Genomic DNA, 11005 nt, shown 5'->3' with positions numbered 1-11005 from the left:
CTCGTCGAGGACGGCGACCTGGTCTCCCCCGGCCAACCATTGCTCCGACTCCACCCGAAGGGTGCTGCCTGATGACCGCTCTGACTGCCGCTTCCGGATCGGCACACGCTGCCATCCTCGGAGTCGGTGCCTACCGCCCCCGCCGTGTGGTCCCGAACTCCGAGGTGGTCGACGCGATCGACTCCAGTGACGAGTGGATCCAGCAGCGCTCCGGCATCAAGACCCGCCGCTTCGCCGAGGACGACGAGACCGTTCCGATGATGTCGGTCGCGGCCTCGAAGCAGGCACTGGACGCCGCCGGCATCGCCGCCGACCAGGTCGACTGCATCATCGTCGCCACGGTCAGCCACCTGATGCAGACCCCGTCCGCGGCCTCACTGATCGCGCACGAGCTGGGCACCACGGCTGCGGCATTCGACATCTCCGCGGCCTGCGCCGGTTTCTGCCACGGCGTCTCGCTGGCCGCCGACATGGTGCGGGCCGGCTCGTCGCGCCACGTGCTGGTCGTTGGTGTCGAACGCCTCTCCGACATCACCAGCCCGACCGATCGCGGCACGGCGTTCATCTTCGCCGACGGAGCCGGTGCGGTCGTGGTCGGTCCCTCCGACGTACCCGGCATCGGCCCGGTCGTGTGGGGCTCCGACGGCGAGCACTACGACTACATCCGCCAGAACCACGACTGGCGTGACGTGATCGCCTCCGACGACCCGCAGATGCCGCACCTGATCATGGAGGGCAGCGCCGTGTTCCGCTGGGCCGCCTTCGAGATGGCCAAGGTGGCCCAGGAAGCCCTCGACCGGGCCGGCATCACCGCCGACCAGCTCGACGTCTTCGTGCCCCACCAGGCCAACAACCGCATCACCGACACGATGGCCCGCTCGATGAAGCTGCCCGACACCGTGCGCATTGCGCGCGACATCGTCGACGCCGGCAACACCTCGGCAGCCTCGGTCCCCCTCGCCCTCGAACGCATGATGGCCGAGGGAGAGGCGCGCAGTGGTGACACCGCCCTGCTCATCGCCTTCGGTGCCGGCCTGGCGTACGCCGCCCAGGTCGTCACCGTTCCCTAGCCTCATCTGCTACATCTGTAGGACCAACCCACCACCCGCACCACACAAGGAGAACCGGCATGGCCACCACTGAAGAGATCCGCTCCGACCTCGCCGAGATCGTCAACGAGGTCGCCGGCATCCCCGCTGACGACGTCCAGCTCGAGAAGTCGTTCGTCGACGACCTCGACGTCGACTCGCTCTCCATGGTCGAGGTCGTCGTGGCCTGCGAGGAGAAGTTCGGCGTCTCGATCCCCGACGACCAGGTCAAGAACCTCAAGACGGTCGGCGACGCGGTCTCGTTCATCGAGAACGCCGCCAGCTGACCCACCCCGAACACCCCGGGCCCTCAACGGCCCGCATCCCCCAACCGCGAAGGAACCCCATGTCTCTCAAGCGCGTGGTCGTCACCGGACTCGGCACCACCAGCCCTGTCGGCGGAGACGTCGCCAGCACCTGGTCGGCGCTGCTGGCCGGCACCTCCGGCGTACGTCGTCTCGACGACGAGTGGGCCGCGGACATCCCGGTGAAGATCGCCGGGCGCATCGCCGTGGAGCCCAGCGAGGTGCTCGACCGGGTCAAGGCACGTCGCCTCGACCGGTCGGCACAGTTCGCCATGATCGCGGCCATGGAAGCCTGGCGGGATGCGGGTCTTGAGGGTGTCGAGCTCGACGGCACCCGCACCGGTGTCGCCGTCGCGTCGGGCATCGGCGGGGTCACCACCCTGCTCGCCAACTACGACACGCTCAAGGAGAAGGGCGCCCGCCGGGTCTCCCCCCTCTCCGTCCCGATGCTGATGCCCAACGCCCCGGCGGCCAACGTCGGCCTCTACGTCGGCGCACGCGGCGCGGTCAACGCACCGACGTCCGCCTGCGCGTCCGGCAACGAGGCGATCTCGATGGCCCTCGACCAGATCCGTCTCGGCCGTGCCGACGTGGTCGTGGCCGGTGGCACCGAGGCCGCGATCCACCCCCTGCCGATGGCCGCGTTCGCCCAGATGATGGCGCTCTCGAAGACCGGCAGCGAGGAGGGCGGCGACCCGACCACGGTCTCGCGACCGTGGGACACCGGTCGCGACGGCTTCGTGCTCGGTGAGGGCGCCGGCATCCTCGTGCTCGAGTCCGAGGAGCACGCCCTGGCCCGTGGCGCCAGGATCTATGCCCAGGTGATGGGTTCGGGCATCAGCAACGACGCCCACGACATCGCCCAGCCCGACCCCGAGGGCCGTGGTGGCACCCGCGCCATCCAGCTCGCGATCGACTCCGGCGACTTCAGCCCGCGTGACGTCGTCCACGTCAATGCGCACGCGACCTCGACGCCGCAAGGCGACGTGGCCGAGGGTCTGATGCTGCACGCCACGCTGGGTGACCAGGTCGACAACTGCGTGGTCACCTCCACCAAGTCGATGACCGGCCACCTGCTCGGCGGCGCCGGCGCCCTCGAGGCCGTCGCCTGCATCCTGGCGATCCGAGACCGGGTCAGCCCGCCGACGATCAACCTCGACAACAAGGACCCGTTGGTCGAGCTCGACATCCCCACCAAGGCCCGTGACCTGCCCCAGGGCGACATCGTGGCGCTCAACAACTCGTTCGGGTTCGGCGGCGCCAACGTCGCCGTCGCATTCGGCAGCATCTGATGACCGCGGTCGCCACCACGGGGACCAAGCCGGCTCGCGCGGAGGACTCCCGGCACCCGCTCAGGCGGATGGGGGCGTTCTTCGACGAGGGCACGCTCGACACGCTCACCGAGGACGACGGCTCCGGCATGCTGGCCGCCCGCGGCCTGGTCAACGGCTCCCCCGTCGTCGCGTTCTGCTCCGACCCCACGGTCATGGGCGGCGCGATGGGCGACCAGGGCTGCAAGGCCGTGCTGGTGGCCTACCGCCGGGCCCTCGCCGACGACGTGCCGGTCGTCGGTCTGTGGCACTCGGGTGGCGCCCGGCTCGCCGAGGGCGTGCTCTCGCTGCACGCGGTCGGTGAGATCTTCCACATCATGACCCAGGCCTCGGGCAAGATCCCGCAGATCTCGATCGTGCTCGGTGCGGCCGCCGGTGGCGCCGCCTACGGCCCCGCGCTGACCGACGTGGTGATCCTCGGGCCTGAGGGTCGGATCTTCGTGACCGGACCCGACGTGGTCCGCTCGGTGACCGGCGAGGACGTCGACATGGCGCGTCTGGGTGGTCCCGAGCCGCACGGACGTCGTTCCGGTGTCGTGCACATCCTCACCGAGACCGAGGACGAGGCACTCGAGCGTGGGCGCCGTGTGGCCACCCTGCTCGGCGCCCAGGGGGCGATGGACCTGGACACGATCGAGGACCGCGACCTGGCCGCTGTGCTCCCCGAGTCGAAGAAGCGCGCCTACGACGTGCACCCGCTGGTCGAGGAGGTCCTCGACACCGACACGGTCCAGGAGCTGCACGCCCGCTGGGCTCCCAACATCGTCACCGCACTCGGCCGCCTGGGTGGTCGCACGGTCGGTGTCGTCGCCAACAACCCGATGCGCCTGGGTGGCTGCCTCGACTCCGCCTCGGCCGAGAAGGCCGCCCGGTTCGTGCGCATGTGCGACGCGTTCGGCGTGCCGCTCGTGGTGCTGGTCGACGTTCCCGGCTACCTGCCCGGTGTCGGCCAGGAGTGGGACGGCGTCGTACGCCGTGGCGCGAAGCTGCTGCACGCGTTCGGTGAGGCCGTCGTACCCCGCGTGACGCTGGTGACTCGCAAGACCTACGGCGGTGCCTACATCGCGATGAACTCCCGCTCGCTGGGCGCCACCCGGGTCTTCGCGTGGCCCGGCGCCGAGGTGGCCGTGATGGGCGCGGTCGCCGCGATCCGCATCCTGCACCGCCGCAAGCTGGCCGACGTCGCCCCCGACATCCGCCCCCAGGTCGAGGCCGAGCTGGCGCTCGAGCACGAGCGGATCTCCGGCGGCGTGCAGAAGGCCGTCGAGATCGGCGTGGTCGACGAGATCATCGAGCCCGACGTGACCCGCACCGCCCTGGCCCGTGCCATCGCCGGCGCCGCCGAGATGCGTGGCGACCACGGGAACATCCCCCTCTGACTCCCTGCCCCACGACGGATAGCCTGCGGGCATGACCTACCAAACGCTGCTCTACGACGTCGCCGACGGCATCCTGACGCTGACCCTGGACCGGCCCGAGCAGATGAACTCGTTCACGGTGACGATGGCCGATGAGCTCGAGGCGGCATTCCGGCGGGCCAGTGACGATGACGACGTACGCGCCATCGTGGTCACCGGGGCCGGCAAGGCGTTCTGCGCCGGCATGGACCTCACCCGTGAGGGCAACGTCTTCGGCCTCGACGAGACCCAGGAACCCACGCTCGACGACATGCGGGAGCGGCGGGACGACCCGGCGATCCACGACGGCGTCCGCGACACCGGCGGTCGGGTCACCTTGGCCATCTTCGAGTGCAAGAAGCCGGTGATCGCCGCGATCAACGGTGCCGCGGTCGGCATCGGAGCCACCATGGTGTGCGCGATGGACGTGCGCCTGGCCTCCGAGAAGGCCCGCATCGGCTTCGTCTTCGGCAAGATCGGGATCACCCCGGAAGCCGCTTCGACGTGGTTCCTGCCGCGCATCGTCGGCATCTCCCAGGCACTGGAATGGGTCTACTCCGCCGACATCCTCACCGCCGAAGAGGCCCGCGAAGGACGTTTGGTGAAGTCTGTGCACCCGGCCGACGAGCTGCTCGAGGCGGCCTACGCCCTGGCCCGGAAGTTCACCGACAACCGCTCGCCGGTCGCTGTCGCGCTGGCCCGGCAGATGATGTACCGCAACAGTGCCGCCGCACATCCGATGGCGGCACACGAGGTGGACTCGCTGGCGATGTTCTACACCTCCCGGGCGGACGGCAAGGAGGGGGTCGCCTCGTTCCTCGAGAAGCGCGACCCCACGTTCACCGGCAAGGCCTCGGAGATGCCGCCGTTCTATCCCTGGTGAGCACCCGGGCGCTCAGCCCGCTCAGGCCAGGTTGCGTCGCAGGAACCTGACCGTGCGCTCCATGGACTCGCTCTCGCGGGTCAGACGACCTGGTGCAGCCAGCGCACGGGAGCGCCGTCTCCGGCGTGACGGAAGGTCTCGAGCTCGTCGTCCCACGGCTTGCCGAGCAGCTTGTCGACCTCGTTGAGGATCGTCGTGTCACCCAGGGCCGCCTTGACGACGGCTGCCTTGAGCCGGTCCTCGGGGATCATGATGTCCCCGTGCAGGCCGGTCACCGCGTGGAAGACGCCGAGCTCGGGCGTGAAGGAGTAGCGGGCGCCCTCGGTGCTCGAGGTCGGCTCCTCGGTGATCTCGAAGCGCAGATGGTTCCAGCCGCGCAGTGCCGAGGCGACAGCTGCGGCCGAGCCGGCGTCTCCGGTCCAGGAGAGCTCGGCCCGGTAGGTCCCGGCCTGGGCAGGCTGCGGGGTCCACTCCAGGCTCACGGCAACACCGAGTACGCCGCCCACGGCCCACTCGATGTGCGGGCACAGTGCGGACGGCGCTGAGTGGACGAAGAGGATTCCCCTCGTCGTCTGGGTGTTGGTGCGCGTTGCAGTCGTGGTCACTGTGACCTCCTCCATCTCAGGCGTCGAGATACGCCTTCCCCAGCGGTCTACGACAATGCGAGATGAAATCACACAAGTGACACATGTGTAGTTATGAAGCCATTGTGACCCATGTTGCCCCGGAAGACCAGCGGAACGCCCAACATTGCCGCGACCCGGCCGACGGAGCGGCCGACAACCCGACGCGGGAGCGGCTCAGGGAGTCTGGACCGCGGACGGATTCACGACGTTGTGCAGGTCACGAACCGCGCCGAGCAGGACGCCGTCCCCCACGACCCGCGGACCATCGACCACATCGAGGACCACACACGTGATGTTGTCGACCCCGCCGGCGGCCAGGGCCTCCTCCACCAGGGTGGCGGCGGCGGACTGCGGATCGCCCAGTGCGAGCGCCTCGGACAACTGGTCATCCGTCACGAGGTCGCTCAGCCCGTCACTGCACAACAGGAGCCGATCACCCGGGGCGACGTCGAGCTCGAGAACGTCCGCGACCTCGACCTCTCCGACATCGCTGCCGGGCAGGGCCCGCAGCACGACGTTCTTCCACGGGTGCACCCGCGCCTGATCGGTGGTCAGGTGCCCCTGCTCGACCAGCTGCTGCACATAGGTGTGGTCGCTGGAGAGCTGTGCCAACCTCCCTTCGTGCACCAGGTAGGCACGGGAGTCGCCGACATGGGCCAGCGCGACACGCGAACCGTCGGTGGCCACCGCGGTCAGGGTCGTGGCCATGCCGGCACGGCGTACGTCGTGGGTGACGCCTTCGAGCAGCTGGACGCGGGCCAACGCGACCGCTTCGCGCAGGACCTCACGCGGGTCGGCGTCGGGTCGGCCGAGCGCCAGCGCCGAGACGGCGTACGTCGTGGTGGCCGAGGCGATCTCGCCGGCGGCGGCGCCTCCGACCCCGTCGGCGACCAGGGCCAGGTAGGGGCCGACGAAGGCGGAATCCTCGTTGTGGTCGCGCACGAGACCCACGTCTGTCACACCGGAGCCCGAGAACCTCAACATGGCGACACCTCTTCCTTGGTAGGAGGAAGTAGAGCGGTTGACGAGGGAAATCGTCAAGACAATCGTCTCCCCCGACCCCAAACCGGGCCAAAACCGGCGGTTCCCCTTAATCTGTCCGCATGCAGACTCTTGCGGGGCCGACCCCAGGTGGCCTCGTGGTCGCGCGGAGACGCTGGGTGGCGTGGCTGTGGCTGCCGGTGCTCTTCGTGCTCGTGGCCGTCGGCCTCTGGTGGATGGGTCATCCGGCGGCCCTTCCACTCGCCGACCGCACCGTGACCGCGTCAGCGAAGGTGGAGCAGCGGGTCTACGTCGGGGTCACGGTCGACGGCTCGGTCGACCGCGAGCTGGCGATCAGCAAGGCGGCGTTCCGCACGGCCGGCGACTCCACCAACGGTCTGGACGCCGACGGCCTCGAGGTCGAGGCCTGGATCTGCCGCGACGGCGCGATCTCGCAGACCACCGCGCCCGACAGGTTCTGCGACGACGTGATCCCCGCCGAGGGCAACAGCCTGCGGCTGGGCAACGACCAGCTGATGGTGAGCATCCAGTCCACTGCTGCGGTTGCGCTGCACCTCGAGCCGGTGGAGCTGACCTTCCGCGACGGCCTCCAACGCGGCACCGACCCGTTCGGGCCGGAGTACGAGTTCGTCGTCATCGGCTGACCGCACCCTCCGATGACGAGATGAGCCCCGCCGTCGGAGGCGGTGCATGCACACCCGCGGAATAGGATCCGCAGAAGCCGAGGGAAGGAGGTCCTGTGGGCACACTGATTGCTGGTCGCTACGAGCTCGATCGCGAGATCGGACGCGGGGGCATGGGTGCGGTCTGGCTGGCCCGGGACGTCGTACTCGGACGCGACGTCGCGCTGAAGCGGGTGGGACTGCTGCCGGGCACCGACGGCGCCGATCTCGAACGCGTCGGTCGCGAGGCGCGGGTCTCGGCGATGCTGAACCACGAGCACGTGGTCGCGGTCTACGACCTCGTCACCGAGGGTCACGACCACTGGCTGGTCATGGAGTACGTCGTCTCGCGGAACCTGGGCGACGTCATCCGCAGCAGTGGATCCCTCGACCCCGACGAGACCGCCCATCTGGTCGGGCAGGCCGCGATCGCTCTCGCGGCTGCTCACCGAGCCGGCATCGTGCACCGCGACATCAAGCCCGGGAACATGCTGGTCACCGCCGACCGGAGGGTCAAGCTGGGCGACTTCGGGATCGCCCGGACCCGCAACGACCCGACCTTGACCCAGACCGGCATGGTCACCGGCTCCCCGGCCTACCTGGCACCGGAGGTGGCCTCGGGCGCCGGCGCCACTCCGGCGAGCGATGTGTGGTCCCTGGGCGCCACGGTCTTCCACGCGGTCACCGGCGCGCCGCCCTACGAGACCACCGAGAACCTGATCGGCGCCCTCTACCGTCTGGTGCACGAGGAGCCTCCGCGCACCGACCGCGCCGGGTGGCTGGCGCCCTTGTTGCTGGCCACCATGCACCGCGACCCGGCCGGGCGATGGACGGCGCAGCAGGTGGCCGACTTCCTCAAGGCCGGAGCGGGTCGGGCCGTACCGCCCCCGCTGCCCGTGTCGATGGCCCCGGTCTCACCGCCGGCCGCTCACGAGACCGCGGTGATCCCCCAGACCCAGCCGCCTCCCCCTCGGCAGTCGGGTCCGACGCACACGGCGCGGCCGCGCAAGAAGCCGTGGGCCGCGGTCGTGGCCGTGGTGCTCCTCGTCCTGGCCCTTGCCGGGGTCGGGGGCTGGCTGGCGACCCGCGACAACGACTCCCCCAAGGGCAACACGACCACAGGCAGTACGTCGACCGACACCGGGTCCGAGACGGCGACTGACGTGCCGACCGCCGACGGGATGTCGCAGTTCATCACGTCCTATCTCGACACGGTCACCTCCGACCCGGGCAGCAACTGGGAGATGCTCACCCCGAAGTTCCAGGACGCCAGCAACGGCTTCGGGTCCTACACGAGCTTCTGGGGCACCATCGCGCAGGCCCGCGTCTCCGACATCGTCGCGGACCCCGAGTCGCTGGTGATCAGCTATCACGTCGACTACACGATGAAGGCCGGCAAGAACCGCAGCGACGACGTACAGCTCCAGCTGACCTACGACGACGGCACCTACCTGATCGACGACGAGTTCTGACCCACCCCGGCAACCGATCGGTCAGACTCCGTGGCCCGCACGGGGCATCGACACCTCGTTGTGCTGCGAACGGCGACAGCGGCTACCTAGTCTCCTGGCAACGTCTTCGATTCGTCTCTGGGGGAACTCCATGCTGCGCACTGTCCTTGCACCCTTCCTGCTCGCGCTGGCGCTGGTCGCCGGCGCACTCTCGCTGGCCGCGCCGTCGTACGCGCTCGGCGACCTGGACTGCTCCGACTTCTCGACCCAGCGGGCGGCGCAGACGTTCTTCGAGAACCACAACCCCGCTGCCGACCCGCACCGCCTGGACGGTTCGGACAACGACGGCCGAGCGTGCGAGTCGCTGCCCTGCCCCTGCGGCAGCACCGGCTCCGGCGAGACCGGCACCACGAAGCCCAAGCCAAAGGCCGTGATCCGCCAGCTCGCCCGGATCACCAAGGTCATCGACGGTGACACGGTCAAGGTGCGCCTGGGCAACGGCCGTCGCCGGACCGTGCGGTTCATCGGCATCAACACCCCCGAGGTCTACGGCGGCGTCCAGTGCGGCGGCCCGGCCGCCTCGAGGTCGCTGAAGAAGCTGCTGCCCGTCGGCACCAAGGTGCGGCTGCGCTCCGACCCGACCCAGGCCTACGCCGACCGCTACGGCCGCGACCTCCGCTACGTCGTCAAGGCGTCCTCCGGCGCGGACATGAACCGCGTGCAGGTGCGCCGCGGGTTCGCCAAGGTCTACGTCTACGCCGGCAAGCCGTTCCAGCTGACCCGCAGCTACCGCAACGCGCAGGCGGCCGCGAAGGGTGCCCGACTGGGCAACTGGCGCACCTGCCGAGCCTGACCTGGCCCGATCACTGGCACACTCGTGCCCATGGAGGTCGACACCGTCGCCGAGCTGGTTGCCGCGCTGCCCCCAGGGGTGGTGGTGACCGGTGCAGCCGAGGTCGAGAAGTACCGCGAGGACTTCGCGCGGGACGGCTCGGCCGGGGTGCCCCTCGCCGTGGTCCGCGCCGAGACGGCCGGCCAGGTGCAGCAGGCGGTCCGGTGGGCGGCCGCCCACCGGACACCCGTCGTGCCACGCGGCGCCGGGACCGGACTGTCGGGCGGCTCCTCGGCCGTCGACGGCGGGATCACCATCTCGCTGGACCGGATGCGCGCAATCGAGATCGACCCGGCCTGCCAGGTCGCCGTCGTCGAGCCGGGCGCCCTCAACGTCGAGGTCAAGCGGGCCGCGGCCGAGCACGGACTGTGGTACCCCCCTGACCCGTCGTCGTTCGAGATCTGCTCGATCGGCGGCAACCTGGCCACGAATGCCGGCGGCCTGTGCTGCGTGAAGTACGGCGTCACGACCGACTACGTCCTCGGGATGGACGTCGTGCTCGCCGACGGAACGCTGGTGACCCTCGGCGGCAAGCAGATCAAGGACGTCGCCGGGCTCTCCCTGCTCAAGCTCTTCGTCGGCAGCGAGGGCACTCTCGGCATCATCACCCGCGCGATCCTGCGGCTGATCCCTGCGCAGCGGGCGGGGGCGACACTGGTCAGCTCGTTTCCCACGATGACCGCCGCGTCGCGGGCCGTGGTCGCGATCCGCAACCGGGTCAGGTCCTCGATGCTGGAGCTGATGGACAACGCAACGATCAACGCCGTCGAGGACTGGCGCTCCCACGGACTCGACCGGTCGACCGGGGCGCTGCTGATCGCGCAGTCCGACGCCCACGGCGCATCCTGCGAGGCCGAGATCGACGTGATCCGCCGGTGCTGCGAGGAGGAGTCGGCGACCGAGGTCTTCACCACCACCGACGCCGACGAGGCCGACCTGTTCGTCTCCGCACGTCGCAACGCCTTCATGGCTCTGGAGTACCGCGGCAGCGTGCTCTTCGAAGACGTCGGCGTCCCGGTCCCGCTGCTCCCCGACCTGATCGACGGCATGGCCGACATCTCCGAGCGGTGCGGTGTCGAGATCGCCGTGGTGGCCCACGCCGGCGACGGCAACACCCACCCGATCGTCGTCTACGACGCCGCCGACCCCGCCTCCGTGACCGGGGCCCGCACCGCGTTCGACCAGGTGATGGCGCTCGCCATCGCGCTCGGTGGGACCATCACCGGAGAGCACGGCGTGGGGCGGGCGAAGAAGGGCGCGCTCCCCGACCAGCTCGGCGCCGACGTGATGGCCCTGACCAGGCGCGTGAAGGACGCCCTCGATCCCGACGGCATCCTGAACCCGGGCGCCGTGCTGTAGTCGCAGTGC

General features: G+C 69.9%; 11 protein-coding genes. 9 read left to right on the top strand and 2 right to left on the bottom strand.

Annotated features, from left to right (window positions below; all coding sequences use genetic code 11):
• Window positions 1-71 precede the first annotated feature (71 nt).
• Genes NJ4_RS08265 through NJ4_RS08245 form a run of 5 tightly spaced genes read left to right on the top strand, consistent with a single transcriptional unit; the run spans window position 72 to window position 5004 of the window.
• Complete coding sequence (locus tag NJ4_RS08265; RefSeq protein WP_067432873.1) at window positions 72-1070, top strand: beta-ketoacyl-ACP synthase III; 999 nt, start codon at window positions 72-74, stop codon at window positions 1068-1070.
• A gap of 59 nt (window positions 1071-1129) precedes the next feature.
• Window positions 1130-1375 carry an acyl carrier protein gene (locus NJ4_RS08260; protein ID WP_067432871.1) on the top strand — a complete coding sequence of 82 codons (246 nt, stop codon included), beginning with the start codon at window positions 1130-1132 and terminating at the stop codon, window positions 1373-1375.
• A 59-nt stretch (window positions 1376-1434) separates the two neighbouring features.
• A complete protein-coding gene (locus NJ4_RS08255) occupies window positions 1435-2685 on the top strand; it encodes a beta-ketoacyl-[acyl-carrier-protein] synthase family protein (RefSeq protein WP_067432868.1) in 1251 nt (416 codons plus the stop codon).
• Window positions 2685-4103 (top strand): acyl-CoA carboxylase subunit beta, encoded by a 1419-nt coding sequence (locus NJ4_RS08250; protein WP_067432865.1) that lies wholly within the window; start codon window positions 2685-2687, stop codon window positions 4101-4103. The genes NJ4_RS08255 and NJ4_RS08250 overlap by 1 nt, the downstream gene beginning before the upstream one ends.
• A gap of 31 nt (window positions 4104-4134) precedes the next feature.
• Window positions 4135-5004 carry a crotonase/enoyl-CoA hydratase family protein gene (locus NJ4_RS08245; RefSeq protein ID WP_067432862.1) on the top strand — a complete coding sequence of 290 codons (870 nt, stop codon included), beginning with the start codon at window positions 4135-4137 and terminating at the stop codon, window positions 5002-5004.
• An 80-nt stretch (window positions 5005-5084) separates the two neighbouring features.
• On the opposite strand, the gene NJ4_RS08240 is transcribed toward NJ4_RS08245, so the two are convergent.
• Window positions 5085-5624 (bottom strand): DUF3145 domain-containing protein, encoded by a 540-nt coding sequence (locus NJ4_RS08240; protein WP_067432859.1) that lies wholly within the window; start codon window positions 5622-5624, stop codon window positions 5085-5087.
• Between the two features lie 180 nt (window positions 5625-5804).
• Window positions 5805-6614 (bottom strand): PP2C family protein-serine/threonine phosphatase, encoded by an 810-nt coding sequence (locus tag NJ4_RS08235; protein ID WP_067432856.1) that lies wholly within the window; start codon window positions 6612-6614, stop codon window positions 5805-5807.
• Window positions 6615-6733: 119 nt separating this feature from the next.
• On the opposite strand from NJ4_RS08235, the gene NJ4_RS08230 reads away from it, so the two are divergent.
• The 4 genes from NJ4_RS08230 (at window position 6734) to NJ4_RS08215 (ending at window position 10996) form a co-directional block, all read left to right on the top strand.
• Window positions 6734-7276: a hypothetical protein gene (locus NJ4_RS08230; protein ID WP_157550933.1), complete on the top strand. Its 543-nt coding sequence runs from the start codon at window positions 6734-6736 to the stop codon at window positions 7274-7276.
• Window positions 7277-7371: 95 nt separating this feature from the next.
• On the top strand, window positions 7372-8766 hold the full coding sequence (locus tag NJ4_RS08225) for a serine/threonine-protein kinase (protein WP_067432850.1): 1395 nt from the start codon (window positions 7372-7374) through the stop codon (window positions 8764-8766).
• Between the two features lie 130 nt (window positions 8767-8896).
• Window positions 8897-9598, top strand: coding sequence for a thermonuclease family protein (locus tag NJ4_RS08220; RefSeq protein WP_067432847.1), 702 nt, complete (start codon window positions 8897-8899; stop codon window positions 9596-9598).
• Between the two features lie 30 nt (window positions 9599-9628).
• Window positions 9629-10996: an FAD-binding oxidoreductase gene (locus NJ4_RS08215; protein WP_067432844.1), complete on the top strand. Its 1368-nt coding sequence runs from the start codon at window positions 9629-9631 to the stop codon at window positions 10994-10996.
• The last annotated feature ends 9 nt before the right edge of the window (window positions 10997-11005 follow it).

Source organism: Nocardioides jensenii JCM 1364 = NBRC 14755 (assembly GCF_001552535.1).
Classification (GTDB): Bacteria; Actinomycetota; Actinomycetes; order Propionibacteriales; family Nocardioidaceae; genus Nocardioides; species Nocardioides jensenii.
Note: the sequence above shows the minus strand (reverse complement) of the source record. Positions and strands in the feature narration are given on the sequence as shown.

What these genes read in the sequence shown, in the direction of transcription:
- NJ4_RS08245 (WP_067432862.1), top strand. Translation starts at nt 4,135, where the DNA reads ATGACCTACCAAACGCTGCTCTACGACGTCGCCGACGGCATCCTGACG.
- NJ4_RS08235 (WP_067432856.1), bottom strand. Translation starts at nt 6,614, where the DNA reads ATGTTGAGGTTCTCGGGCTCCGGTGTGACAGACGTGGGTCTCGTGCGC.
- NJ4_RS08255 (WP_067432868.1), top strand. Translation starts at nt 1,435, where the DNA reads ATGTCTCTCAAGCGCGTGGTCGTCACCGGACTCGGCACCACCAGCCCT.
- NJ4_RS08260 (WP_067432871.1), top strand. Translation starts at nt 1,130, where the DNA reads ATGGCCACCACTGAAGAGATCCGCTCCGACCTCGCCGAGATCGTCAAC.
- NJ4_RS08215 (WP_067432844.1), top strand. Translation starts at nt 9,629, where the DNA reads ATGGAGGTCGACACCGTCGCCGAGCTGGTTGCCGCGCTGCCCCCAGGG.
- NJ4_RS08240 (WP_067432859.1), bottom strand. Translation starts at nt 5,624, where the DNA reads ATGGAGGAGGTCACAGTGACCACGACTGCAACGCGCACCAACACCCAG.
- NJ4_RS08250 (WP_067432865.1), top strand. Translation starts at nt 2,685, where the DNA reads ATGACCGCGGTCGCCACCACGGGGACCAAGCCGGCTCGCGCGGAGGAC.
- NJ4_RS08230 (WP_157550933.1), top strand. Translation starts at nt 6,734, where the DNA reads ATGCAGACTCTTGCGGGGCCGACCCCAGGTGGCCTCGTGGTCGCGCGG.
- NJ4_RS08265 (WP_067432873.1), top strand. Translation starts at nt 72, where the DNA reads ATGACCGCTCTGACTGCCGCTTCCGGATCGGCACACGCTGCCATCCTC.
- NJ4_RS08220 (WP_067432847.1), top strand. Translation starts at nt 8,897, where the DNA reads ATGCTGCGCACTGTCCTTGCACCCTTCCTGCTCGCGCTGGCGCTGGTC.